Raw genomic sequence first — 22126 nt, forward strand, 5'->3', positions numbered from 1 at the left:
CGCCGCGGTCCCTGCGACGACGCCCCCTACTCCGCCAGTCGCTGTTCAAGCCTGAGGCCCTTGGCCGAGCGGTCCGGGAAACCGGTCCAGTAGGTGTGATCGGCGGCGGGGTCGCCGGACTCCGTCATCGACCAGACGCCATCCTCGGCATTCTCGACCAGGTCGAAGTAATCGGCGGCGTCCGAAAAACCCTTCAGGTGAATGGCGAAGAAGGCCGTGGTGAAGTGCTGAAGGATGTTGTTCATCCGCACGTTGTCCCAGATGGCGTCGGCATAGTGGTCGAAGGGCGCACGGCCCAGGCTTTCGGAGACCTCCCATGCTTCCCGCGGCGCGGGGATGGGGGCGGCGGCGTTGTGGTTCGCGCCTTCCAGCGTGAGCAGGTAGCGGTTGGTCCCAGACGTCTCCTCGAAGATTTCGCGGATGGCGGGGTATTCGGACACGTCGTCCTCTCCGCCGGCGACCAGAAGAAGGGGCGTTTCGAGCCGGGCCAGCCCGTCCGCATCCCAGAAGTCGCGGTTCCGGCCCCAGGGGCCGATCGCCACGATGGCCTTCAGGCGCGGATCGATTAGGTCGGCATGGGCCGCGCTGCCGGCCGCGTTGCGGGCCAGCAGATCGCCGGGGGCGTTGTAATGCGCAGGTTCCCGCCGCTCGACCGCGGATTGCGACAGGCCGGCCCCGCCGAAGATCAGCGCGCCGTAGCCGCCCATGGAATAACCGACGACCCCGGTCCGGTCGGCATCGGTGATCGCACCGATCTCGTCGTCGAGCCCGGCCATCGCGTCAAGCAGGAAGGCCTGATCGACGGGCCGGTTCACCAGCGTCGACGGGAAGGGGCCCATATCGGAATAGATGCTGTCGGGGTGATCGGCCGACACGACGACATAGCCCTTGGAGGCAAGGTTCTCGCCCAGATGTGACATAAGGAACCGGTTTCCCGGATAACCATGCGAGAGGAGGACGAGTGGGAAGCGTTCGCCTTGGGCCGGGTCGGCGTCGCGGGCGGCGCTTCCGGTCAGCGTCACTTCGGTCGTGCCGTCGCGCAGCAGTGCGGTATAGCTCCCGCCGGGCGCGGTGCCGTCGGCGGCCGGATACCAGATCTCGACCGTGATTTCGCGGTCGGCGGTCGGGGCCGCGTCCTCGGTCGCGGCGACGATGTCGAGCCGGTCCGGGTCGGTGAAGCTCATGGTCCGCACGCCCACCACGTAGTCGCCCAGCGCAGCCCGCTCGGGCGCGTCCGGGCGGATAAGATCGATACGGTTCTCGGCCGCCAGGGGCGCCGATTGCACCGCGACGAACAGGGCAAGTATCAGATGTCTCATGGCGATCTCCTCCCGCGGGTATCGGGTCGATGGTGCCCCGGCTGGCGGTGGACCTCAACCGGCGGCGGGGCGGGCGGCATGATCCGGCCCGTCCCCCCGCGCGGAATTCTTTTTCGGAACAGACACGCCACCGTCACGTTTCTCTTCACGAAACCGTGTAACCAAAGGAGCAAAGATGCTACGCACTTCCACCCGTTTCGCCGCCCTGACGGGCACCGTCCTGCTGATCGCGGCCTGTGGCCGCAGCGAGCCCGAGGCGGTGGTGTTCACGCCGGCTCCGACGCCGATCTACACCAAGGATGGTCGCGTGATCGACCAGCCGCAGGTCGTGAACCAGAACACGCAGTGCGCCAACGGCATGACGCGCGAGGAAGACCTGCAGGACGGCGACATCGACTGCTCCAGCTGATCGGCCTCTCAGGCACGATGCATCCGGGGGGCGGGGCCTGCGTGGCGCCGCCCCCTTCTTCTTTACGCCGCCCCGCATCCGCGCACCGGTTGACACGCGGCGGTGTCTGCCCCACATGACCTCGACCCCGCCCCTCGGGCCGCGTGAGCCGGTCGTCCGTTTCGGGACGCCACCACGACGGGCGGGTCTGCTTCCCCAAGGATCACGCCAGGGCAGCGCGAAGCGATACGGCTTCGTGACCCTCACCCGTGCGTCCCCGTGGGACGCGACCAAGGATTTTACATGGATTTCGACATGCTGGGGCTGAAGCCCCGCCTGATTGCCGCCCTGGACGAGATGGGCATCAAGGACCCCACCCCGATCCAGAAGCAGGCGATTCCGCCCGCGCTGGACGGCCGCGATGTCATGGGCCTGGCCCAGACCGGCACCGGCAAGACCGCGGCGTTCGGCCTGCCGCTGGTACAGCATCTGCTGGCCGAAGACGTCCGCCCCGCCGCCCGCACGGCGCGCGCGCTGATCCTGGCGCCGACGCGCGAGCTGGTGAACCAGATCGTCGAGAACCTGAACGGCTACATCAAGGGCAGCCATCTGAAGGTTGCGCGCGTGATGGGCGGCGTCGGCATCAACCCGCAGATCAAGCGTTTGGAACGTGGTGTCGACCTGCTGGTGGCCACGCCCGGACGGCTGATCGACCTGATGGACCGGGGCGCCGTGAACCTCGGCGAAAGCCGGTTCCTGGTGCTGGACGAGGCAGACCAGATGCTGGACATGGGGTTCATCCACGCACTGCGCCAGATCGAGCCGAAGCTGCCGAAGGACCGGCAGACGCTGCTGTTCTCGGCCACGATGCCCAAGGACATGGAGACGCTGGCGGCGACCTATCTGGACCGTCCCGTGCGGGTGCAGGTGGCGACGAGCGGCCAGACGGCCGACAAGATCGAACAGTCGATCCACTTCATTGCCAAGGCCGAGAAGCCGGGCCTTCTGCTGGATCTTCTGCGCGCGCATGACGGCGAGGCGGCCCTGGTCTTCGCGCGCACCAAGCACGGCTCCGACCGGCTGGCCAAGCAGTTGACCAATGCGGGCGTCAACGCCGTGGCGATCCACGGCAACCGCAGCCAGGGCCAGCGGACCCGCGCGCTGGAGGCGTTCACCGACGGGTCCGCCCCGGTGATGGTGGCGACGGACGTGGCGGCGCGGGGATTGGACATTCCGGTGGTCAAGCACGTCTACAACTACGAACTGCCGAACGTGCCGGAGACCTATGTCCACCGCATCGGCCGCACCGCGCGCGCCGGGCGCGAGGGGGCGGCGATCACGCTGTGCGCACCTGACGAGATGGGCGAGCTGAAGGATATCGAGAAGGTCATCAAGGGCGAGATCCCGGTGGCCTCCGGCCGGCGCTGGTCGCCCAGCCAGGAGGAGGCGAAGCCGAAGCAGAACCGCGGTGGCGGCGGCCGCCGGCGCAGCGGCGGCGGCGGTCCGCGCCAAGGCGGCGGCCCGGCCAAGGCGGCGGCCAAGCCCGGCGGCGCCAACCGTCGGCGTCGACCGCGCCGCAGCGCCTGAGGGGCAACGGGGCGGCCCCGTGTCGCCCCGTATCCGGCGCGGGGATTCTTGTCAGTTCCCGGACGCTCTGGCATCCTTCGGCAAAAGAAAAACCCCGGAGGCAGAGCAGACATGACCTCGACCAGACTGGCGGCCGCGATGGCCGCGCTCCTTCTTTTGTCGGCTTGCGGCGGGGGCGGTGCCGTGGGGGGCGGGCGGCTCGACGCGCCGGTGCGCAGCTTCGCCAAGGGCCCGCTCCATTCCGCTTGCCTCAGGGCCGACCGCAGCGCCGCGTCCAACAGCCTGTGCGGCTGCATCCAGGCTTCGGCCAACACCGTCCTTAATCGCAGCGAGCAATCCCGCGCGGTCGCCTTTTTCCGCGACCCGCATCTGGCGCAGGTCACGCGCCAGTCGGACCGGCGCGGCGACGAACGGTTCTGGAAGCGATACAAGCAGTTCGTGGCCATCGCCGAGCGGACCTGCGCGTGACGCGGCGCCCGCCCGGCTGAGGCGCGGGGTTTGGATCGCATCGTCATCCTTTCGGGCGCGGGCCTCAGCGCGGAATCGGGCCTGGGCACGTTCCGCGACGTGGGCGGCCTCTGGTCGCAATACGACCTGGCCGACGTCGCCACGCCCGAAGGCTTCGCCCGCGACCCGGCGCTCGTACACGCTTTCTACAACGCCCGCCGCACGAACATGGCCGACGCACCGACCAACGCGGCGCATGCGGCACTGGCCCGGCTGTCGACGTATCCCGGCGTGACGCTGGTGACGCAGAACATCGACGACCTGCTGGAACGCGCCGGCGCCTCGGATGTGATCCACATGCACGGGGAACTGTCCCGCGCGCTCTGTCACGTCTGCGACACCCGATGGGACGCGCCGCGCGAGATGTCGCCCGACGATCCCTGCCCCGCCTGCGGCGCCGCGGCCACGCGCCCCGACGTCGTCTGGTTCGGCGAGATGCCCTATCACATGGATCGGATCGATGCGGCGCTGGCCTGCACCGATCTTTTCGTCAGCATCGGGACTTCGGGCACGGTCTATCCGGCCGCCGGTTTCGTCGACCGCGCCCGCTCGGCCGGGGCACGGACGCTCGAGCTGAACCTGGAGGCATCGGGCGGCTCCTTCGACGAGGTGCGCGAGGGTCCCGCGACCGAGCTTGTGCCCCGGTGGGTGGCGGAAACCCTCGACGGCCCCTGACGCCGACGTGCTTACCAGTCGATCCGGCGCTCCCAGGCGTGACGCTGCCGCTCGGCCTCGGCCTTGCGCCGCAGATGTTCCAGATACATCGATTCATGCGTCGGCATCGGGCGCGGCTTCCGCGCGGTACGCGCCGCGCGCTCCTGCGGGCGGAACGGGTTGTGTAGCGAAAGTTTCATGTCGGCCTCCGTCGGCTCTGGGTTTGATACCCGATCATTGCGCGATAACCGCAAATCGGGCAAAGCAATACGGCGACCGTAATGATAGCTCAGGTATCAACTTATGGATTGGTCACGCCTGCCGCCCCTTGCCGCCCTGCGCGCGTTCGAGGCCGCCGCGCGGCATCGCGGCTTCTCGGCCGCCGCGCGGGAGTTGAACGTCACCCCGGCCGCCGTGGCTCAACATGTCCGCAAGCTGGAGACGGCGCTCGGCACCGGGTTGGCCTTCCGCGAGGGTCGAGGCATCGCCCTGACCGCCGCCGGACAGGAGCTTGCCCAGGCGCTGACCGACGGGTTCGGCGGCATCGCTGACGCTGTGGCCCGCCTGAACCTCGATACCGGGGCGCGTCCGCTGACCCTTTCGGTGACGCCCGCCTTCGCCGCGCATTGGCTGATGCCGCGGATCGGCGATTTCTGGGCTCGCCATCCCGATCTCCCGCTGAACATCCAGCCCAGCGTCGATCTGGCCGACCTGCGGCGCGACGGGGTCGACATGGCGATCCGCTACGGCGGTGGCACATGGCCCGGATTGCAGTCGGAACTGCTGACCGACGGGGATTTCTGGGCCGTGGTCCATCCCGACCTCGTCGAGGGACGAAAGGTCGATTGCCTGGCCGATGTGGCCGACCTTCCCTGGCTGCTGGAGCATTACACGATGGAGCGCCGCGCGATGATCGAGCGCGAGGGGATCGACCTGAACGCCGTGCGGATGCAGCTCATGCAGACCAACTGGATGGTGCTGACCGCCGCGCAGGCCGGGCACGGGGTGACCGTGCAGCCCCGAACCCTGGTCGAGGGCGAGGTGGCCGCCGGGACGCTGGTGAAGATCTGCGAGCTGCGGGACGGTGCGCTGGGCTATTACCTGGTCACGGTGCCGGGGGCCGCGTCGTCGCGATTGCGGACGCTGCGCCGCTGGCTGTTCGCGCAGGTCAAGACGTCCGACGACGCGAAAGGGGCGCCCGAAGGCGCCCCGTGATCCGGTTGACCGGCTTCGCTGATGACCATCAGGCCTCCAGCGCGGCGGCCGTGTCCGACGACTTGGCGATGTCGCGCTTGATCTTCAGGGCGCGGGCCGACAGGTCGGCATCCTTCGCCTTGGCGAGGAAGGCATCCAGCCCGCCGCGATGATCGACCGTGCGCAGCGCCGCCGCCGAGATGCGCAGCTTGAAGCCGCGGCCCAGCGTCTCGGACTGAAGCGTGACGTCGTTGAGGTTGGGCAGGAAACGGCGCCGGGTCTTGTTGTTGGCATGGCTGACGTTGTTGCCGACCATCGGGCCTTTTCCGCTGAGTTCGCAAACGCGCGACATGGCACCTACTCCGGGGTTCAGGGGTTCAAATAGGGGTGCAGGGCCGAAAACGGCCCCGCGGTCGCGGCTGGATAGTCGTGCCGACCGGGGACGTCAAGCGCCGCGCAGCGATTCCAGCATCTCGGCGGCGGCGGCCTTTGCGTCACGCTCGCCCGACGCGACCTGCGCCGCCAGCCGGGCCATGCGATCGCGCGCGGTGCCGTCCTCGCTGAGCCGCGCAAGAAGGCCCGCGCGCACCTCCTCGGCAAACCAATGCGCCGCCTGCTCGGACCGGCGGGCCTGCCAATGCCCGGCGTCGCGCCGCCAGTCGGCCAGGTCGCGCATCGCCTGCCACGCCCGGTCCAGCCCCGCCGATTCGAGGGCCGAGACCGGCAGCGCCACCGGAAACCCGTCCGGGTCCTGCGGCCGCTTGCGCAAGAGCCGCAGCGCGCCCGCGTAGTCGGCAACGGTGCGCGTGGCGGCGGCCTTCAGGTCGCCATCGGCCTTGTTGACCAGGATCACATCCGCGATCTCCATGATGCCGCGCTTGACGCCCTGCAACTCGTCGCCCCCGGCCGGCGCCAACAGCAACACGAAGATGTCCGATATCTGCGCCACCATCGTCTCGGACTGGCCGACGCCCACCGTCTCGATCAGGATCACATCGAACCCCGCCGCCTCGCACAGCGCCACCGCCTCGCGCGAGCGGCGAGCCACGCCGCCCAGATGGCTGGCCGCCGGCGACGGACGGATGAACGCGTTCGGATCGCGGGCCAACCGGTCCATCCGCGTCTTGTCACCCAGGATCGACCCGCCGGTCCGCGCGCTGCTCGGGTCGACGGCCAGGACGGCCACGTGCTGGCCCTGCCCCGTCAACATCGTGCCGAACGCCTCGATGAAGGTGGACTTGCCGACGCCGGGGGTGCCCGACAGGCCGATGCGCAAGGCCTCCCGCCCCGCCTCGCGCAGCCCGTCCAGAAGCGCAGCGGCCCGGTCGCGGTGATCGGAGCGCGTGCTTTCGACCAGGGTGATGGCGCGGGCCAGGGCACGCCGATCGCCGGCCAATACAGGGTCGAGAAGGGGGTCGCGCGCGGTCATCCCCGCCGGGATGCCCGCCCATCGACGTCAATGCAAGTCAGGCCGGGTGACGCGGACGGCCGCGTGCCCTAGACCTGCCCCGACATGCCACGGAGGACGCATATGCACGTCATCGGATCGCTCGCCCTCTTGCTGCTGACCTGTCTGCCCGCAGCGGCGGCCACGACGCTGGACGCGCGGTTCGACCTGTCGCTGCGCGGCGTGACCGGCGGGCAGATCGCGATCCGCGCGGAGGAGACGGGCGGGACCTATGCCGTCACGGCCCGCGCCTCGGCCACCGGGCTGGTCGGCCGCCTGGTACGCTACGGCTACGAGGGGCAGGCCGAGGGGCGCGTCGGTCGAACCCATCGCCCCACCCGCTATTCCGAGGTGGAGATGGATGACGGCGAACGGACGGTCGCCACGACCCGTTTCCAAGGCAATCGCCCGATCGACGTGACGTTCGACCCGCCGCGCACGGCCCGGGATCACGACATCGACCCGACCGCCCAGTCGGGGGTCATCGACCCGCTCTCGGCCCTTTACCTGATCATGCGGCCCACCCTGCCCACGGGGGCCTGCGGCCAGCGCCACAGCCTGTTCGACGGCCGTCACGTCTCGCGCCTGTCGCTCGGTCCGGCGCGGACCGATGCGGACGGGACGATCCGGTGCGACGGCGAATACCGCCGATTGCGCGGCTACGCCCCCGAAAAGATGGCCGAGCGCCCGGTCGTGCCCCTGCAGTTCGCCTACGCGCCGACAGGTGCGGGCCTGGTTGAGATCGTCGAGATCCGCTCTCCCACGCGCCTGGGGGATGCGGTGCTGCGCCGCCGATGACGCCCCTGCCCATCGACGACGCGCTGCCCGACCTGCTGGCGGCGCTCGCGGCGGGGGGCGTGGCCGTGCTGCAGGCACCGCCCGGCGCCGGCAAGACGACGCGGGTGCCCCTGGCCCTGCTGCCCGACATCACCGGGCGGATCGTGATGCTGGAGCCGCGCCGCCTGGCCGCGCGCACCGCCGCACAGCGGATGGCAGACACGCTGGGACAGCCCGTCGGCGCGACGGTCGGATACCGGATGCGCGGCGCGACCGAAGTTTCCCCCGAAACCCGGATCGAAGTCGTGACCGAGGGCATCCTGACCCGGATGCTGCAATCCGACGCCGAGCTGCCGGGCGTCGGCTGCGTCATCTTCGACGAATTCCACGAACGCTCGCTGAACGCGGATCTGGGCCTCGCGCTTTGTTGGGAGGCGCGGCAGGTGCTGCGCCCCGACCTGAAGGTGGTGGTGATGTCGGCCACGCTGGACGCGCAGCCGGTGGCCGATCTGCTGGGCGCGCCCGTCGTCACCTCGGACGGACGGTCGCATCCCGTCGAGCGCCGCTGGCGCGACCGGCCGCCCCCGGCGGGGCAGCGGTTCGAGGCGCAGGTGGCGCAGCTCATCCATGCGGCGCTGACCGACAACGAGGGCGACGTGCTGGCCTTCCTGCCGGGCGAGCGCGAGATCCGGCGCTGTGCTGCATTGCTGGACGGGGTCGGGGCCGAGATCAGGCCGCTCTACGGCGCGCTGCCCTTTGCCGCCCAGCAGGCCGCCATACGTCCCGGCAAGGGGCGCAAGGTGGTCCTGGCCACCGCCATCGCAGAAACGTCGCTGACGATCGAGGGGATCCGCGCCGTGGTCGATGGCGGCCTGGCCCGCCGCGCGCGGTTCGATCCGGCGAGCGGGATGTCGCGACTGGTGACGGAACGGGTGACGCGGGCCGAGGCCGCGCAGCGCGCCGGTCGTGCCGGCCGCCTATCGGCCGGTGTGGCCTATGCGAACTGGACCCGTGGCGAGGAAGGGGGCCTGCGCGCCTATCCGGACCCCGAGATCACGAATGCCGATCTGGCGGGGCTGGCCCTGGAACTTGCCGCCTGGGGGACGGATGACCTGCCCTTCCTGACCCCGCCGCCCGCCGGTGCACTGACCGAGGCCCGAACGCTTCTGACGGATCTGGGCGCGCTGGACGCGGGGCGGCTGACGGCGCATGGCGCGGACCTGGCCCGGCTGCCGCTGCATCCGCGGCTGGGGCATATGCTGCTGCGGGGTGGCAAGGGCGCGGCGACGCTTGCCGGACTGCTGTCCACGCGGCTGCCGCCCGGATCGGTCGACCTGTCCGAGTTGCTGCGCCGCCCCCCGCCGGACGCGAAGGCCGAGGCGCGACGCCTGCGACGATACGAGAACGGCCCAGACCTTTCGGATGCGCAGCGCCTGGCGCTGGCCTATCCCGACCGTGTCGGCCTTCGAAGGCCGGGTGAGGCGCCGCGCTGGCTGCTGTCGGGCGGCAAGGGCGCGCGTATGGAAAAGGGCGACGCCTTGGCGGCCGCGCGCCTGATCGTCGCCTGCGACCTGGACGGCCACCCTACCGAGGCACGGGTGCGACGGGCCCTGCCGCTGACCGAGGGGGCCCTGCGCGCGGTGCTGGACGACCGCATCGGCTGGCACGAACTTTGCCGATGGTCGCCCCGCACGCGCCGGGTCGAGGCACGCCGGCAGGAACGGCTGGGCTCCATCGTGCTGGACGACCGGCCCTGGACGGACGCGCCGCCCGATGCGATCGCGGCGGCCGCACTTGATGGGCTGCGTGCGCTGGGCCTCGGGAGATTGAACTGGACACGCCGGGCAAGGCTCCTGCGCGCGCGGATCGCGGCCACCGGCCTCTCGGACGTGTCCGACGCGGCGCTGGAGGCGGACTTGGAGAGGTGGCTTCTGCCGTTCCTCGACGGCGCGCGCGATGCCGACGCGCTCGGCCGGCTCGATCCGTTCGACGCGTTGCAGGCCAGGATCGGCTGGGACGCCGCCCGGCGTCTGGACGAGCTGGCGCCCGCGCATTACCGCACCCCGCTGGGTCGCAACGTGCCCATCGACTACGACCCGGAGATCCCGACCGTCTCCCTGCGCCTGCAGGAGGTTCTGGGCGAGACGCGGCATCCGACGGTCGGCGGCGCGCCCCTGCGCATGGAACTGCTGTCGCCCGCGCAGCGACCGGTCGCGATCACCCAGGATCTGCCGGGGTTCTGGGCGGGGGCCTATGCCGATGTGCGCCGCGACATGCGCGGCCAGTATCCCAAGCACCCCTGGCCCGAGGACCCGACGCAGGCCGCGCCCACCACGCGCGCCAAGCCGCGCGGAAACTAGGACCCCGGCGCGCCCAGCAGATCGCCCAGAATGGGCGAGACCGGATCGGTCAGCTGCTCGATGACATCGAAATGATGGCGGCCCTCCGCCTCGTAAAGCGGCACGTTCCAGGCGGTGGCCAACACGCGGGCCTGCCAGAGGAAGGCGGGGCGCTCGTCGGCGCCGACATGAACGGCAACGCACGCATCCGTCCGGGGCTGGCCCAGCGCCGGGCTCTCGGCCCGCGCTTCGGCCGCGTCGAGGCGAAGATCGGCGTTCATCGTCTGTCCGACCAGGGGCCGCAGATCGGCCACCGGACTGATCGGCACGCAGGCGGCGATCCGGTCGGCACTGGCGGGCGCGGCATCGGCCATCAGCATCCGCGCGACCAGATGTCCGCCGGCGCTGTGCCCCGTCAGGCGGATCGGCCCCGGGACGCATGCCGCGGCGAAATCGACGGCCTGCGCAATGCGGCGGGTGATGGTCGCGATCCGGACGCGCGGGGCCAGCGGGTATCCGGGGATCGCGACCGCGTGGCCCCGTGCCAGCGCGCCGGCCGCCAGATGCGACCAGTCGGACTTGCCGAAACGATGCCAGTATCCGCCATGGACGAACACGACGAGCCCCCGCGCGGCGCCGGGCGGGAGGAACAGGTCGAGCGCCGCGTCGCGGGCGTAGGCGAGGTCGAGCTGGCAACGGGTTTCTGCCCGAAACGCCCGGGCGCGCGCCTGCCAGCTGGCCGGATAGTCATCCGCCCCCGGAATGTAGGCGGCGTTGGCATAGGCATCGTCCAGTGCCGCCCTGTCCATGCCCTCCCAGCCCTTCATCCGGGATCGCCCCCTGATCGCAGGGCCGGATGCGAAACGGGCGCCCCACCGGGACGCCCGCCTGTCAGATGAAGCTGAGAACGCCCCGTCAATGCAGCTTGGTCGCGACCGTGTCGATGGACCGGTCGATCAGCTTGTTCGCCTCGGCCGAGGACATCTGCGCGGCGATCACCTGGCCCGCGGCGGCCGTCGCAACCTGGACGGCGGTGTCGCGCACCTCGCGGACAGCGGCCTGCTGGGCGCTCTCGATCTGGTCTTCGGCGGCGGCGAGACGCCGGGCGACCGAGGTCTCCAGATCCTTCTTGGCCTGATCGGCGGCGGCGGACGCCTCGGCCTTGGCCGTGGCCACGATCTCGTCGGCCTGGGCCTGCGCCTCGCGGGTCTTCCGCTCGTAGGAGGCGAGGAGCGCCTGTGCTTCCTCGCGCAGTGCCTTGGCCTCGTCCAGATCGCCGCGGATGCCCTTGGCGCGGTCGTCCAGCATTCCCATCAGGCGGCTGGGCACCTTGAAGTAGACGAGGATGCCGATGAAGACCAGGAAGCCCAGCAGCACGACGAAATCGGTGTTGTGCAGGCTGAAGAACGGACCGGACGCCGCCATGGCGGGCGTGGCCGTGAACAGGGCCGGGATCAGGACATGGCGCATCGTTCAGTTCCCTTTCAGGCGGGCGTCGACGGCAGCGTCGATCGCCGCCTGATCCGGGTTTCCGCCCAACGCGCGCACGATTTCAGAGGCGACGTCGCGGGCCACTTCTGACACGCTGGCGGTCGCACCGGCGCGGATCTCGGCGATCCGGCCCTCGCTCTCGGCGGACTTGGCGGCGATCTGCTCGTCGGCGCGCGCGATGGCGGCGTCGAGATCTTCCTTGATGCTCGCCCGGGCCTCGCCGGAAATGCGTTGCGCCTCGGCCCGGGCATCGGCCAGGGCCTTGTCATAGGCCGCCTCGGCCTCGGTCGCCTGGCGCTTCAGGTCCTCGGCCGCGGCAAGATCGTTCGAAATGGTTCCCGACCGTTCGGCCAACACCGCGCCGACGCGCGGCAGGGCGATCCGGGTCAGGATCAGGTAGATCGCTACGAGGGCGACCACCAGCCAGAAGATCTGGTTGGCGAACCAGGCATCGCAGAGCTGCGGCATGCCGATGGCGTTGCCCAGGCTGTTGACGCAGGTGCCCGCAATCTCGAGGTCGATCGGTTCGGTGGCCATTGGATGGGTCCCGTCAGCTCGGTTTGGTCCTGCGGCGGGGGACGCGCCCCCGCCGAGCGTAAGGAAGTATCCGCGTCCTCAGACGGCGAACATCAGCAGCAGCGCGACCAGGAATGCGAAGATGCCCAGCGCTTCGGCGAAGGCGATGCCGATGAACAGGGTCGCGGTCTGCGCGTTGGCGGCCGAGGGGTTGCGCAGCGCGCCGGCCAGGAAGTTGCCGGCCACGTTGCCCACACCGATGGCGGCGGCGCCGGAACCGATGGCGGCCAGACCGGCGCCGATGTATTTGCCGGTGTCGGCCAGAACGATGAGATCGCCTTCCATGGGGTATTCTCCTTACGATGGAACGGGTTGATTGCGATTAGTGCGAGGGGTGCAGCGCGTCCTTGAGGTACACGCAGGTCAGGATGGTGAAGACGTAGGCCTGGATGAAGGCGACCAGCACCTCCAGCCCGTAGATCGCGGTGATCGCCAGGATCGAGACCGGCGCGATCGCGGCGATTGCGGCGAAGCCCGCGAACACCTTGAGCACGGCGTGGCCGGCCATGATGTTGCCGGCCAGACGAATGGAATGGCTGACCGGGCGCACGAAGTAGGAGATCAGCTCGATCACGGCCAGGATCGGGCGCAGCACGAGCGGCGCCGAAGACACCCAGAACAGGCCGAGGAAGCCCACGCCGTTCTTGACGAAGCCCACGATCGTGACGGTGAAGAACACCGCGAAGGCCAGTACCGCCGTGACGCCGATATGGCTGGTTGGCGAGAAGGAGGTCGGGATCAACGCCAGAAAGTTGGCGAAGAGGATGAACAGGAACAGCGTGAAGATGTAGGGGAAGAACTTGACGGCGTCCTTGCCGGTCACATCCTCGACCATCTTGTAAATGAAGCCATAGGCCAGCTCGGCCACCGACTGGATGCGGTTCGGCACGATGGCGCGCCCGCTGGTCCCGAACACGAACAGGCCCACGACGCACAGCACCGCCAGCGCCATCCACAGCGTCAGGTTGGTCACCGTGTACCAATGGACCGGGTCGCCGTATTCGCCGAACAGCGGGCGGATCATGAACTGATCCATCGGGTGGAAGCTGAGGCCGCCTTCGGAGTGGACTTCTTCCGCCATCTCTATTCCCCGTCCTTCGGCGCGCCCGCGCCGGGTTCCTTCAAGGCATCAGCCGCGCTGATCCGCCCCTGTATCTCCTTCGCGGAGCCGATCATCGTCTTCACGCCGGCCGCGAAGCCCAGAAGCACGAAGATCACCATGAACCAGGGCGTCGTCCCCAGCACCGCGTCGATCCCGTAGCCGATGCCGAACCCGATCCCCAGGCCGGCCACCAGCTCGATCACCATGCGCCAGGCCAACTGCGCCTGCGAATGATGCTCGTCCATGTGGTGCCTGGCCTCGGGCCCCTTGGCGGCGGCGATACGGGCCTCGAGGGCGCGCAGGCGTTCGGCGTCGGGATCGTCGGACATTGCAGCCCCCACGGATGTCGATGCGGGGTTTATGGGGCAGGCAGCGCCGAGTCAATGCGGCCTGAAGTGTATCTGAATCAGTAGCTTGCAGACCGAACCAAGCTGGCCCATTCCGCCACCTGGCTGCGATAGACGTTCAACCGAACGGTTGAACGTCTTGACGCGGACGCAGCGCGGGGCCACCCAGCGGGGATGTCCGATCCCCTGACACAGGTCTTCTCGGCGCTGGCCGATCCCACGCGGCGCGCCATCCTCGGCATGCTGCTGGAGGACGACATGGCCGTGACCGACGTGGCGCAGCCCTTCGGTATCTCGCTGGCCGCCGTCAGCCGCCATCTCGGCGTGCTCGCCCGCGCCGGCCTCATCCAGCAGGAACGGCGCGGCCGCGTCGTCTGGTGCAAGCTGGACCCGGACGCGCTGCGCGGCGCATCGGTCTGGATGCAGGGCTTCGGGCAGTTCGACGCGATCGACCTCGACCTGCTCGAGCGGCTGCTCGACCGCCACCGTCCGGCCTGAAACTTTCCCGTACGCGGCCCGTTCCGGCCATCCAATCGCCGCACCCCGGAGGCATATCATCTCCGGGGTGTCGAAATGGACGTAACGGTGATGCAGGGAATGGAAACGGCGATCTGGTGGAACGGCGAATGGATCACCCGGCGCGACCCCGATGAACGGGCGGCGCTGGTCTCGCACCTGCCCGAAGCGGATGCCGATCCGGTCCCCCTGTTCGAGGATCTGCGCGACGTCGCCATCCGCCACCTGCGCCGGACCGGTCGTACCCTGCCGGTGCACGAGGAACTGGCACATCTCTTCGCGGCCATCACCTGCGGCCACCCGGTCCGCGACCGTGACGGCATCAACCCGCCCCTCCTTGTCCGAACGATCGCGCCGGACAACCGCGACGGATGCGTGGAGATCGATTTGGGCCTGCCCTTCGACCATCTGCTGGTGGTGCGGATCACACCCGATTTCGCCATCGCGGGGCGCCGCGTGGATCGTGCTGCCCTGCCCCGTGGCACGGAAGAAGGCGTCCTGCAACTCGCATGGTCCGACCTGACCACGGCCGAGATCGCCTGGCATGGCTATCCGGTCGCACCCTAGCGCGCGATACGCGACTTCAACTCGGCCGTCAGCACGTTCATGTCCTCGCCGGTCTGCGCGCCCAGGCGCATCAACCCGAACTGCACGCGCGCGACCTCCTGATAGTAGCTGGTGAAGATCCAGTTGGTCGCCGCTCCCGCCGCCGCGCCGATGACCGGCACGGTCTGCGCGGCCAGTTTCTGACCCAGGGGCACGGCAAGCCTGGGCGCCACCTTGGCGATCAGGCCATGAATGGCCGGTCCGGTGACGGACAGGCGCATGGTCATGAAGCTGAGATCGGTGCCGTCATCGTCGTCCAGCGGCCCGGCGGCGGCGAAGACGCGCAGGCAGGCGGCGCGCACCTCGGGCAGGGCCGGGTCGAAGCCGTGCTCGTCGGCGATGGTCTGGATCGCGCGCAGGATCACGGTGGTCGTGACCGGCAGCTCGGCCAGCGCCGAGGGCAGGCCGCCGAACCCGCCCGCGGCCCCGGTGCCGAGCGTGATCGCGCGGGTCAGCCAGTCGGACGTGTCGGCGATACGCCCGCCACGCGTGGCGGCGGCGGCATTGAAGCTCTGCTCCAGCGCGGCCGCCGTGGCGCGCTCCAACCCCGCGCGCACGGGCCGGGGCAGCATGTCGAGCATCCCCTCGGCCTGGGTCCCGACGAGGTTCAGAAGTTGCAGCCCGACGCCCGACGCCGCCTTCATGCGCCCGGCCAGGCGGTCCAGCTCCGCCTCCCGGTCGAGGGGCGGAAAGACCTGTTGGCGGCGCGGCGGATCCAGCTTGTCGTCCATGATCCGAATGTGGGGGTTGCCGCGCGTCAGGGCAAGTCGATCCGCGTGACCGGGCCCTGGATCCCGTCCCAGTCCCAGATGCCCAGCACGCGGTCGGGGTTGGTCGGCGGCGGCATCGTCACGCCGTCCAGCCGGCGAAACCCGAACCGCCCATAGTAGGACGCGTCGCCTACCAGCAGCACGCGCTCCACCCCGGCGAGGGCCGCCCGGTCCAGCCCAGACTGCAGAAGGAACGCGCCCAGCCCCTCGCCCTGGCGCGTCGGGTGCACGGCCACCGGACCCAGCAACATGGCGTCGCGCCCGCCGGCCCGCACCGGCCAGAAGCGGATCGCGCCAGCCACCTCGCCTGCCCGGCCGCGCGCGATCAGGCACAGGTCCCGCGCCGGCGGCACGCCGTCGCGCAGGCGGTACGACGACAGGGCCGTGCGACCGGGCGCGAAGCAGGTATCCAGCAGGGCCTCTACCTCATGAGCGTCGGCCGCGGTCTCGCGCATCAGTTCCATGGCCGACCTTGTGGCGCTTGCCGTCCGGGACCGCTAGTCCTCCTCCGGTATCCCATGACCGGAGCCTTTCGATGTTCTACCGCCCCGAGGACGGCCACGGCCTGCCGCACAACCCGTTCAACGCCGTCGTCTCGCCGCGCCCGATCGGCTGGATCTCCACCCGGGGGGCGGCGGGCGACAATCTCGCGCCCTATTCCTTCTTCAACGCCGTGGCCTACGTGCCGCCGCAAGTGATGTTCGCCTCGACCTCGGCCAAGCCCGACCGGGACGGCACCAAGGACAGCGTCGCCCAGGCGCGCGAGTCGGGGGTGTTCTGCGTGAACATCGTCGAATACGCGGCCCGCGACGTGATGAACGCTTCGTCGGGGGCGCATCCGGCGGGGACCGACGAGTTCGGGGTCGCCGGTGTCGCCAAGGCCGAATGCGACACGATCGAATGCCCGCGCGTGGCGGACGCGCCCGCGTCGCTGGAATGCCGCGTCGGCCGCATCGTGCAGCTGCCGGGGGATGCGAACTTCACCGTCTTCGGCGAGGTCACCGGCGTCCACCTCCGCGACGACTGCATCCGCGACGGACGCTTCGATGTGATGGCCTTCGGCCCGATGGCCCGGCTGGGCTACATGGACTACACGCGGGTCGAGAACCTGTTCTCGCTGACACGTCCCGACGTCTGACCGGGCCGGGCGGGCGTCAATGCCCGCCCAGGATCCCCGTTCGCACGCCATAGTCGGCCGCGACCGCATAGTCGGGGTCGTCGTCGCTGTCGACCATCAGGTGCCCCGCCCGCGTCAGCAGCTTGTGGCAATCGCGGGTCAGGTGACGCAGCTGGATGCGCTTGCCCTCGGCCTCGTACTTGGCGGCGACCGCCTCGATCGCCTGCAGGGCGGACTGGTCGGCGACGCGGCTCTCGGCGAAGTCGATGATGACCTGGCCCGGGTCGTCCTTGGGGTGGAACATCTCGATGAAGCCGGTGGCCGACCCGAAGAAGAGCGGCCCCTTCACCTGATAGACGCGCGCGCCTTCGGGCGTCTCGTAGGACGTCGCATGGATGCGCGTCGCGTTCTGCCAGGCATAGGCCAGCGCGCTGACGATCACGCCCACGACGACGGCGATGGCGAGGTCGGTCATCACCGTCACGATGGTCACCAGGATGATGACCACCGCGTCGATGCGCGGGACCTTGGCCAGGATCTTGATCGAGTTCCACGCGAAGGTGCCGATCACGACCATGAACATCACGCCGACCAGCGCGGCCAGCGGGATGACCTCGATCAGCGGCGACGCGACGAGGATGAAGGCCAGCAGGAACAGCGCCGCCGACACGCCCGAGATGCGTGTGCGGCCGCCGGATTTCACGTTGATCATCGACTGGCCGATCATGGCGCAGCCACCCATGCCGCCGAAGAAACCGGTCACGGTGTTGGCCGCGCCCTGGGCGATGCATTCCTGCGACGCGCCGCCCCGCTGGCCCGTGATCTCGCCCACGAGGTTCAGCGTCAGCAGCGATTCGATCAGGCCGATCGCGGCCAGGATGATCGCGTAGGGCAGGATTATCTCGAACGTCTCCCAGTTGAGCGGGACCACCGGGATGCCGAAATCCGGCAATCCGCCCGAGATCGAGGCGAGGTCGGCCACCCTTGGGACGTCCAGATCCAGCGCGATGACCAGCCCCGCCGTGATCGCGATGCCCGCCAGCGGCGCCGGGACGACCGAGGTCAGACGCGGCAGCGCCCAGATCACCGCCATCGTCAGGACCACCAGGCCCAGCACCAGCGCCAGTTGTTCGCCCTGCATCCAGGCGCCGCCTTCCAGGCGGAAGAAATCCAGTTGCGACAGGCCGATAACGATGGCCAGCCCGTTGACGAAGCCCAGCATGACCGGATGCGGCACCAGGCGGATGAACTTGCCCCATCGCATGATGCCCACGACGACCTGCAGAAGGCCCATCAGGATCACGGTCGCGAACAGGTACTGCACCCCGTGCTGCGCGACGAGGCTGACCATAACCACCGCCAGCGCCCCCGTCGCGCCCGAGATCATGCCCGGGCGTCCGCCGATCAGCGCCGTGATCAGTCCGACGATGAAGGCCGCATAAAGGCCGACCAGCGGTTCCACACCGGCGACGAAGGCGAAGGCCACCGCCTCGGGCACGAGGGCCAGGGCCACGGTCAGGCCGGCCAGGACCTCGATCCGCAGGACCGAGGGCGTCAGGGAAGAGGTCGGCGCGACCCTGAGGTCGGGCCCGTCGAAACGGTCGGCAAGGCGTGCCAGCAGGGAGCTGCTCAAGGATCGGATCCTTCGTGGTACTGTCGATACGGAGTCGGGGCGCGCTTAGCAGGGTTCGGCATTCGGCGACACCCCCTGCCCGCCCGTTGCGCTCGCGCCCGCGGCACGGCAGGTTCGATGCGCGGATGAGGGGATGGCCATGCCAGTGATCGGAATCGTCGGGGGCTCGGGCCTCTATCAGGTGGCCGGCCTGCAGGACGCGCGCTGGCGGGATGTCGAGACGCCATGGGGCGCGCCGTCGGATCAACTCCTCTGTGGCACGCTGGACGACGTGGCCATGGTCTTCCTGCCCCGCCACGGGCGCGGGCACGTCCACACGCCCACCTCCGTGCCCTATCGCGCGAACGTCGCGGCGCTCAAATCGGTTGGGGTCACGCATCTGGTGTCCGTCTCGGCCGTCGGATCCTTCCGCGAGGAGATGGCCCCGGGCGATTTCGTCGTCGTCGACCAGTTCGTGGACCGCACGCAGGGCCGCGCGAACTCGTTCTTCGGGCCGGGCCTCGTGGCCCATGTCTCGGCCGCCCACCCTACCTGCGCCGCGCTTTCGAAGGCCTGCGCCGAAGCCGGACGCCTGGCGGGGGGCACGGTGCACGAAGGCGGCACCTACCTGGCGATGGAGGGGCCGCAATTCTCGACCCTGGCGGAATCGCGCATCTACCGCGACATGGGCTGCGACGTCATCGGGATGACCAACATGCCCGAGGCCAAGCTGGCCCGCGAGGCGGAGCTACACTATGCCAGCGTGGCGATGGTCACCGACTACGACAGCTGGCACCCCGAGCATGGCAGCGTCCAGATCACCGACATCCTGGCCACGCTGAAAGGAAACGTCGAACGCGCAGCGGCGATGGTGGCGGCCCTGCCCCGGCTGGTGGCCGAGGGCTGCGACACGGGCTGCGACCGTGCGCTGGACCACGCGGTGATGACCGCGCCCGACGCGCGCGATGCGGAGATGGTTGCGCGGCTGCGCGGCATCGCGGGTCGCGTGCTGTGAGGTCGGCCGCGCTGATCCTATGGGCTTGGCCGGCCATGGCGCAGGAGTTCATCCAGGTCCCCGGCCCCCTGCCGGACGACGCCTTCTATCGTGCCGTGGCCTGCGCGGCCGAGCCGGGCGGGACCTGCCGCAAGCCGTTCCTGCGCTGGCCGGACCACCGGCGCGGCAACCTGACCGTCGCGCTCAGCTCCGTCAAGGCGGACCTGCCGTCCTATCGTCGCGACCTCTACGAGCGGGGGCTGGAGGAGGCGCTGGTGCAGATCAACGCGCTCGATGCCGGACTGCGCCTTCGGCGGATCGACGGGCCGGCGGATATCGAGATCCACGTCGTCGCCACCCCGCCCGGCGAGGTGATGCGCGACACCGGCGTGCCCGACCTCGACGGCGCGCTTCTACCGCTGGGCCGCGTCGCCCTGCGCGCTCGCGGCGGAGAGATCCGCGAGGCGCTGATCGCCGTCTCCTCGACCACCCGGCGGCGCGAGATCGCCTCGGTCATGCTTGAGGAGATCGTCCAGGGCCTGGGCCTGATGACCGATATCCGCGGACCCGCCTATCGACGCTCGCTGTTCTCGGAGGACGGCAACTCGGTCGTGCGCCTGCGCGGGCAGGACGCGATGGCGCTCAGGCGCCACTACGGCGAACGGGGCGCCTCCACCCCCGAGGAGGAAAGCTGACGATGCAGGCCAAGACGGTGCGCGACTATATCCGCACGATTCCCGATTTCCCGCATGAAGGGATCATGTTCCGCGACGTGACGACCCTTTTCGCCGATGCGCGGGGGATGCGGCTCTGCGTCGATCAGCTCCTCGCGCCCTTCGCGGGCGAACCGGTCGATGCCGTCGCGGGGCTCGAGGCGCGGGGGTTCATCCTGGGCGGGGCGGTCGCCCATCAACTGGGCTGCGGCTTCGTTCCGATCCGCAAGAAGGGCAAGCTGCCCGGCCCGACCTTCGCGCAGGACTACGCGCTGGAATACGGCACCGCCACGGTGGAAGTGCATCGCGACGCGCTGCGACCGGGCGCGCGGGTCCTGTTGGTGGACGACCTGCTGGCGACGGGCGGCACCGCGCGTGCGGGCCTGACACTGCTGGAACGGCTGGGGGCCGAGACGATGGGCTGCGCCTTCGTCGTCGATCTGCCAGAGCTGGGCGGCCGGGCATTGCTCGACGAAATGGGCATGCAAATCCATGCCCTGTGCGAATTCGAGGGCGCCTGACGTTTTTCCGCCGATGCTCCGCCGTGGTAACGATCTGTTAACCTTTTGCTGCGACACAGGTCTCGTGGCTTAGCAGACGGCCATGAATTCCCCCCAGCGCCCTGTCCCCCCCGGCAGGGCGCGACTTCTTTCAGCCCCCTGTTTTCGCAGGTTTCTCACCGCCTGGTCCCGGGCGCGCGGAACCGGTCACGGCTCGTTCAGGAAAGACGGGCGCAGGACGATCACCGTTGGCCGCCGTGGCAGGTCGCGCAGCGAGATCTCCAGGAAACTGTCGGCACGCCGCTCGATCGCGAAATCGCCCGACATGCCGGTCAGGAACCTGTCGAGGCCGGACGGGCCGAACCAGTGCATCGGGATCACGACCGACGCCCGAAGCCGCGTCAGAACGCGGATCATCGTCGGCAGGTCCAGCGTCAGCCCCCCGTCGACGGGCGCCATCACCACGTCGAGCCGCCCCAGCGCGGCATATTGCTCGGCGTCGGGTTCGTGATGCAGGTGGCCCAGATGCCCGATGCAGAGGCCCGCGACCTCGAAGACGAAGATCGCGTTACCGTTCCGCTCGATCCCGATTTCGGCGCGCGAACGGATGTCGGTCGAGACCGACCGGACCAGCATCTCGCCCAGATCGAGATGGTGGCCGACCGGTTCGCCCACGGTATCGGACCATCCGCGCAACACGTGGGGGATCTCCGGATCGGGGGTCGGGGTCCAATGCGAGATATGGGCCCGGTTCATCGTGACCACGTCGGGTGGCCGGGTCGCCCCGATGAACCCCGCGAAATCGGTCACGGCGCGCAGGCCGCCCGCCGTCTCGATCATGAACATCGAATGATCGACATAGTTCAGCCGAACCGTATCGGCCTCGAGCGGGGCGGCGAAGGACGCCCGGTGCAGGAAGCCGCCGGCCTCCGCGATGGCGATGCAATGGCTCGGCCGGCGGTCCTGTGCCGCGGCGGGATGCGCTTGCACAAGCAGGGTGGCCAGGGACAGCAGCAACGCGAACGGTCTGGGAACGATCATCGGGCGACACCTCCGCCCCGATCCTCGCGCAGACACGGGGCCACGACCAGTGGCCATGTGACCGCACCCCGGCGACCCTGGGATCAGACCGGACGCGCCCCGACATAGGCCCAGGCCTCGTGGATCTCGCCCGGATCGAAGGTGCGCGCCTCGACCGGGATGACCTTGCCCATCGCCGCGATCATGGTCTCGGCCGATCCGGGCGCGCCCACCGTCGCGTATTTCTCGACATTGGCCAGCGACCGGAACCGCGACTTGATCGACGACCAGTCGAAGCCGGCCCCGGTCTCGCTGCCACGGAAGTCGTCGAAGATCAGCAGCATCGACACCTTGTCATGCGCGTCGAAGGCCGCGTTCATCGTGTCGGCCATCGCCTCCATGTCATCGGCGGCAACTTCGCCCGTGATCTCGAACGCATAGACGGTCGGCGGCTCGGCGGCGATCCGGTGAATGGTCTGTGGCATGGATACCTCCGATGCTTGGTTTGCCGACGAAAACGCCGGAGCCGCCCGCGGGGTTGCATCGTGCC

At 69.6% G+C, this 22126-nt stretch carries 28 protein-coding genes; 13 read left to right on the forward strand and 15 right to left on the reverse strand.

Annotated elements, in window-relative coordinates:
- Nucleotides 1–26: 26 nt before the first annotated feature.
- Complete coding sequence (locus tag MWU52_RS10180) at nucleotides 27–1319, reverse strand: alpha/beta fold hydrolase (protein ID WP_246951665.1); 1293 nt, start codon at nucleotides 1317–1319, stop codon at nucleotides 27–29.
- Nucleotides 1320–1494: 175 nt separating this feature from the next.
- Here MWU52_RS10180 and MWU52_RS10185 point away from each other — a divergent pair, with 175 nt between their 5' ends.
- From MWU52_RS10185 to MWU52_RS10200, 4 genes are all read left to right on the forward strand, one after another.
- Nucleotides 1495–1728: a hypothetical protein gene (locus MWU52_RS10185; protein WP_246951667.1), complete on the forward strand. Its 234-nt coding sequence runs from the start codon at nucleotides 1495–1497 to the stop codon at nucleotides 1726–1728.
- Between the two features lie 282 nt (nucleotides 1729–2010).
- Entirely contained in the window at nucleotides 2011–3294 is a 1284-nt protein-coding gene (locus MWU52_RS10190) for a DEAD/DEAH box helicase (protein WP_246951669.1), read from the forward strand.
- Between the two features lie 111 nt (nucleotides 3295–3405).
- Nucleotides 3406–3762: a hypothetical protein gene (locus MWU52_RS10195; protein ID WP_246951671.1), complete on the forward strand. Its 357-nt coding sequence runs from the start codon at nucleotides 3406–3408 to the stop codon at nucleotides 3760–3762.
- Nucleotides 3763–3792: 30 nt separating this feature from the next.
- The gene (locus MWU52_RS10200; protein ID WP_246951672.1) at nucleotides 3793–4476 is read left to right on the forward strand and encodes an NAD-dependent deacylase; all 684 of its coding nucleotides are present in this window, start codon (nucleotides 3793–3795) and stop codon (nucleotides 4474–4476) included.
- An 11-nt stretch (nucleotides 4477–4487) separates the two neighbouring features.
- On the opposite strand, the gene MWU52_RS10205 is transcribed toward MWU52_RS10200, so the two are convergent.
- The gene (locus MWU52_RS10205) at nucleotides 4488–4655 is read right to left on the reverse strand and encodes a hypothetical protein (RefSeq protein WP_246951674.1); all 168 of its coding nucleotides are present in this window, start codon (nucleotides 4653–4655) and stop codon (nucleotides 4488–4490) included.
- A 103-nt stretch (nucleotides 4656–4758) separates the two neighbouring features.
- Between MWU52_RS10205 and MWU52_RS10210 the strand changes: the two genes are divergently transcribed.
- Nucleotides 4759–5670, forward strand: a complete 912-nt coding sequence (locus MWU52_RS10210) for a LysR family transcriptional regulator (RefSeq protein WP_246951676.1) — start codon at nucleotides 4759–4761, stop codon at nucleotides 5668–5670.
- A gap of 28 nt (nucleotides 5671–5698) precedes the next feature.
- On the opposite strand, the gene rpmB is transcribed toward MWU52_RS10210, so the two are convergent.
- Nucleotides 5699–6001 carry a 50S ribosomal protein L28 gene (gene rpmB / locus MWU52_RS10215; protein ID WP_246951678.1) on the reverse strand — a complete coding sequence of 101 codons (303 nt, stop codon included), beginning with the start codon at nucleotides 5999–6001 and terminating at the stop codon, nucleotides 5699–5701.
- 93 nt (nucleotides 6002–6094) lie between these two features.
- Nucleotides 6095–7078 (reverse strand): methylmalonyl Co-A mutase-associated GTPase MeaB, encoded by a 984-nt coding sequence (meaB, locus tag MWU52_RS10220; RefSeq protein ID WP_246951680.1) that lies wholly within the window; start codon nucleotides 7076–7078, stop codon nucleotides 6095–6097.
- A gap of 102 nt (nucleotides 7079–7180) precedes the next feature.
- On the opposite strand from meaB, the gene MWU52_RS10225 reads away from it, so the two are divergent.
- The gene (locus MWU52_RS10225; protein ID WP_246951682.1) at nucleotides 7181–7894 is read left to right on the forward strand and encodes a DUF3108 domain-containing protein; all 714 of its coding nucleotides are present in this window, start codon (nucleotides 7181–7183) and stop codon (nucleotides 7892–7894) included.
- Complete coding sequence (hrpB, locus tag MWU52_RS10230; protein WP_246951684.1) at nucleotides 7891–10233, forward strand: ATP-dependent helicase HrpB; 2343 nt, start codon at nucleotides 7891–7893, stop codon at nucleotides 10231–10233. Before MWU52_RS10225 ends, hrpB begins: the two co-directional genes overlap by 4 nt.
- Here the strand turns inward: hrpB and MWU52_RS10235 are convergent.
- From MWU52_RS10235 to MWU52_RS10260, 6 genes are all read right to left on the reverse strand, one after another.
- On the reverse strand, nucleotides 10230–11021 hold the full coding sequence (locus MWU52_RS10235; protein WP_246951686.1) for an alpha/beta hydrolase: 792 nt from the start codon (nucleotides 11019–11021) through the stop codon (nucleotides 10230–10232). The genes hrpB and MWU52_RS10235 overlap by 4 nt on opposite strands.
- 106 nt (nucleotides 11022–11127) lie before the next feature.
- Nucleotides 11128–11682 (reverse strand): F0F1 ATP synthase subunit B, encoded by a 555-nt coding sequence (locus MWU52_RS10240; protein WP_246951688.1) that lies wholly within the window; start codon nucleotides 11680–11682, stop codon nucleotides 11128–11130.
- Nucleotides 11683–11685: 3 nt separating this feature from the next.
- Entirely contained in the window at nucleotides 11686–12240 is a 555-nt protein-coding gene (locus MWU52_RS10245) for a F0F1 ATP synthase subunit B' (protein ID WP_246951689.1), read from the reverse strand.
- A 78-nt stretch (nucleotides 12241–12318) separates the two neighbouring features.
- Nucleotides 12319–12564, reverse strand: coding sequence for a F0F1 ATP synthase subunit C (locus MWU52_RS10250; protein ID WP_246951691.1), 246 nt, complete (start codon nucleotides 12562–12564; stop codon nucleotides 12319–12321).
- A gap of 37 nt (nucleotides 12565–12601) precedes the next feature.
- Nucleotides 12602–13360 (reverse strand): F0F1 ATP synthase subunit A, encoded by a 759-nt coding sequence (locus tag MWU52_RS10255; protein ID WP_246951693.1) that lies wholly within the window; start codon nucleotides 13358–13360, stop codon nucleotides 12602–12604.
- A 2-nt stretch (nucleotides 13361–13362) separates the two neighbouring features.
- Entirely contained in the window at nucleotides 13363–13710 is a 348-nt protein-coding gene (locus MWU52_RS10260) for an AtpZ/AtpI family protein (protein ID WP_246951695.1), read from the reverse strand.
- Between the two features lie 192 nt (nucleotides 13711–13902).
- On the opposite strand from MWU52_RS10260, the gene MWU52_RS10265 reads away from it, so the two are divergent.
- Nucleotides 13903–14226 (forward strand): metalloregulator ArsR/SmtB family transcription factor, encoded by a 324-nt coding sequence (locus tag MWU52_RS10265; protein WP_246951697.1) that lies wholly within the window; start codon nucleotides 13903–13905, stop codon nucleotides 14224–14226.
- A 75-nt stretch (nucleotides 14227–14301) separates the two neighbouring features.
- Nucleotides 14302–14811 carry a hypothetical protein gene (locus MWU52_RS10270; RefSeq protein WP_246951700.1) on the forward strand — a complete coding sequence of 170 codons (510 nt, stop codon included), beginning with the start codon at nucleotides 14302–14304 and terminating at the stop codon, nucleotides 14809–14811.
- On the opposite strand, the gene MWU52_RS10275 is transcribed toward MWU52_RS10270, so the two are convergent.
- Both MWU52_RS10275 and MWU52_RS10280 read right to left on the reverse strand, forming a co-directional pair.
- Entirely contained in the window at nucleotides 14808–15581 is a 774-nt protein-coding gene (locus MWU52_RS10275; protein WP_246951702.1) for an EcsC family protein, read from the reverse strand. The two genes, MWU52_RS10270 and MWU52_RS10275, sit on opposite strands and share 4 nt — an antisense overlap.
- 26 nt (nucleotides 15582–15607) lie before the next feature.
- Nucleotides 15608–16084 carry an N-acetyltransferase gene (locus MWU52_RS10280; RefSeq protein WP_246951704.1) on the reverse strand — a complete coding sequence of 159 codons (477 nt, stop codon included), beginning with the start codon at nucleotides 16082–16084 and terminating at the stop codon, nucleotides 15608–15610.
- A 71-nt stretch (nucleotides 16085–16155) separates the two neighbouring features.
- Here MWU52_RS10280 and MWU52_RS10285 point away from each other — a divergent pair, with 71 nt between their 5' ends.
- The gene (locus MWU52_RS10285; RefSeq protein ID WP_246951706.1) at nucleotides 16156–16758 is read left to right on the forward strand and encodes a flavin reductase family protein; all 603 of its coding nucleotides are present in this window, start codon (nucleotides 16156–16158) and stop codon (nucleotides 16756–16758) included.
- A gap of 16 nt (nucleotides 16759–16774) precedes the next feature.
- Here the strand turns inward: MWU52_RS10285 and MWU52_RS10290 are convergent, their stop codons facing one another.
- Complete coding sequence (locus tag MWU52_RS10290; protein WP_246951708.1) at nucleotides 16775–18370, reverse strand: SulP family inorganic anion transporter; 1596 nt, start codon at nucleotides 18368–18370, stop codon at nucleotides 16775–16777.
- A gap of 133 nt (nucleotides 18371–18503) precedes the next feature.
- On the opposite strand from MWU52_RS10290, the gene MWU52_RS10295 reads away from it, so the two are divergent.
- Genes MWU52_RS10295 through MWU52_RS10305 form a run of 3 tightly spaced genes read left to right on the forward strand, consistent with a single transcriptional unit; the run spans nucleotide 18504 to nucleotide 20577 of the window.
- Nucleotides 18504–19364 carry an S-methyl-5'-thioadenosine phosphorylase gene (locus tag MWU52_RS10295; RefSeq protein ID WP_246951710.1) on the forward strand — a complete coding sequence of 287 codons (861 nt, stop codon included), beginning with the start codon at nucleotides 18504–18506 and terminating at the stop codon, nucleotides 19362–19364.
- Between the two features lie 35 nt (nucleotides 19365–19399).
- Entirely contained in the window at nucleotides 19400–20038 is a 639-nt protein-coding gene (locus MWU52_RS10300) for a DUF2927 domain-containing protein (protein ID WP_246951712.1), read from the forward strand.
- A 2-nt stretch (nucleotides 20039–20040) separates the two neighbouring features.
- On the forward strand, nucleotides 20041–20577 hold the full coding sequence (locus MWU52_RS10305) for an adenine phosphoribosyltransferase (protein WP_246951714.1): 537 nt from the start codon (nucleotides 20041–20043) through the stop codon (nucleotides 20575–20577).
- Nucleotides 20578–20763: 186 nt separating this feature from the next.
- Here the strand turns inward: MWU52_RS10305 and MWU52_RS10310 are convergent, their stop codons facing one another.
- Both MWU52_RS10310 and MWU52_RS10315 read right to left on the reverse strand, forming a co-directional pair.
- Nucleotides 20764–21597 (reverse strand): MBL fold metallo-hydrolase, encoded by an 834-nt coding sequence (locus tag MWU52_RS10310; protein ID WP_246951716.1) that lies wholly within the window; start codon nucleotides 21595–21597, stop codon nucleotides 20764–20766.
- A gap of 83 nt (nucleotides 21598–21680) precedes the next feature.
- Nucleotides 21681–22061, reverse strand: a complete 381-nt coding sequence (locus MWU52_RS10315) for an STAS/SEC14 domain-containing protein (protein ID WP_246951718.1) — start codon at nucleotides 22059–22061, stop codon at nucleotides 21681–21683.
- Nucleotides 22062–22126 lie beyond the last annotated feature (65 nt).

It is taken from the genome of Jannaschia sp. S6380, assembly GCF_023015695.1.
In the GTDB taxonomy this organism is placed as follows: domain Bacteria; phylum Pseudomonadota; class Alphaproteobacteria; order Rhodobacterales; family Rhodobacteraceae; genus Jannaschia.

Bases quoted from the DNA above. Each gene is read 5' to 3' on its own strand.
- MWU52_RS10180 (WP_246951665.1), bottom strand. From the start codon at position 1,319: ATGAGACATCTGATACTTGCCCTGTTCGTCGCGGTGCAATCGGCGCCC.
- MWU52_RS10185 (WP_246951667.1), top strand. From the start codon at position 1,495: ATGCTACGCACTTCCACCCGTTTCGCCGCCCTGACGGGCACCGTCCTG.
- MWU52_RS10190 (WP_246951669.1), top strand. From the start codon at position 2,011: ATGGATTTCGACATGCTGGGGCTGAAGCCCCGCCTGATTGCCGCCCTG.
- MWU52_RS10195 (WP_246951671.1), top strand. From the start codon at position 3,406: ATGACCTCGACCAGACTGGCGGCCGCGATGGCCGCGCTCCTTCTTTTG.
- MWU52_RS10205 (WP_246951674.1), bottom strand. From the start codon at position 4,655: ATGAAACTTTCGCTACACAACCCGTTCCGCCCGCAGGAGCGCGCGGCG.
- MWU52_RS10210 (WP_246951676.1), top strand. From the start codon at position 4,759: ATGGATTGGTCACGCCTGCCGCCCCTTGCCGCCCTGCGCGCGTTCGAG.
- rpmB (WP_246951678.1), bottom strand. From the start codon at position 6,001: ATGTCGCGCGTTTGCGAACTCAGCGGAAAAGGCCCGATGGTCGGCAAC.
- meaB (WP_246951680.1), bottom strand. From the start codon at position 7,078: ATGACCGCGCGCGACCCCCTTCTCGACCCTGTATTGGCCGGCGATCGG.
- MWU52_RS10225 (WP_246951682.1), top strand. From the start codon at position 7,181: ATGCACGTCATCGGATCGCTCGCCCTCTTGCTGCTGACCTGTCTGCCC.
- hrpB (WP_246951684.1), top strand. From the start codon at position 7,891: ATGACGCCCCTGCCCATCGACGACGCGCTGCCCGACCTGCTGGCGGCG.
- MWU52_RS10235 (WP_246951686.1), bottom strand. From the start codon at position 11,021: ATGGACAGGGCGGCACTGGACGATGCCTATGCCAACGCCGCCTACATT.
- MWU52_RS10240 (WP_246951688.1), bottom strand. From the start codon at position 11,682: ATGCGCCATGTCCTGATCCCGGCCCTGTTCACGGCCACGCCCGCCATG.
- MWU52_RS10245 (WP_246951689.1), bottom strand. From the start codon at position 12,240: ATGGCCACCGAACCGATCGACCTCGAGATTGCGGGCACCTGCGTCAAC.
- MWU52_RS10250 (WP_246951691.1), bottom strand. From the start codon at position 12,564: ATGGAAGGCGATCTCATCGTTCTGGCCGACACCGGCAAATACATCGGC.
- MWU52_RS10255 (WP_246951693.1), bottom strand. From the start codon at position 13,360: ATGGCGGAAGAAGTCCACTCCGAAGGCGGCCTCAGCTTCCACCCGATG.
- MWU52_RS10260 (WP_246951695.1), bottom strand. From the start codon at position 13,710: ATGTCCGACGATCCCGACGCCGAACGCCTGCGCGCCCTCGAGGCCCGT.
- MWU52_RS10265 (WP_246951697.1), top strand. From the start codon at position 13,903: ATGTCCGATCCCCTGACACAGGTCTTCTCGGCGCTGGCCGATCCCACG.
- MWU52_RS10270 (WP_246951700.1), top strand. From the start codon at position 14,302: ATGGACGTAACGGTGATGCAGGGAATGGAAACGGCGATCTGGTGGAAC.
- MWU52_RS10275 (WP_246951702.1), bottom strand. From the start codon at position 15,581: ATGGACGACAAGCTGGATCCGCCGCGCCGCCAACAGGTCTTTCCGCCC.
- MWU52_RS10280 (WP_246951704.1), bottom strand. From the start codon at position 16,084: ATGGAACTGATGCGCGAGACCGCGGCCGACGCTCATGAGGTAGAGGCC.
- MWU52_RS10285 (WP_246951706.1), top strand. From the start codon at position 16,156: ATGTTCTACCGCCCCGAGGACGGCCACGGCCTGCCGCACAACCCGTTC.
- MWU52_RS10295 (WP_246951710.1), top strand. From the start codon at position 18,504: ATGGCCATGCCAGTGATCGGAATCGTCGGGGGCTCGGGCCTCTATCAG.
- MWU52_RS10300 (WP_246951712.1), top strand. From the start codon at position 19,400: ATGGCGCAGGAGTTCATCCAGGTCCCCGGCCCCCTGCCGGACGACGCC.
- MWU52_RS10305 (WP_246951714.1), top strand. From the start codon at position 20,041: ATGCAGGCCAAGACGGTGCGCGACTATATCCGCACGATTCCCGATTTC.
- MWU52_RS10310 (WP_246951716.1), bottom strand. From the start codon at position 21,597: ATGATCGTTCCCAGACCGTTCGCGTTGCTGCTGTCCCTGGCCACCCTG.
- MWU52_RS10315 (WP_246951718.1), bottom strand. From the start codon at position 22,061: ATGCCACAGACCATTCACCGGATCGCCGCCGAGCCGCCGACCGTCTAT.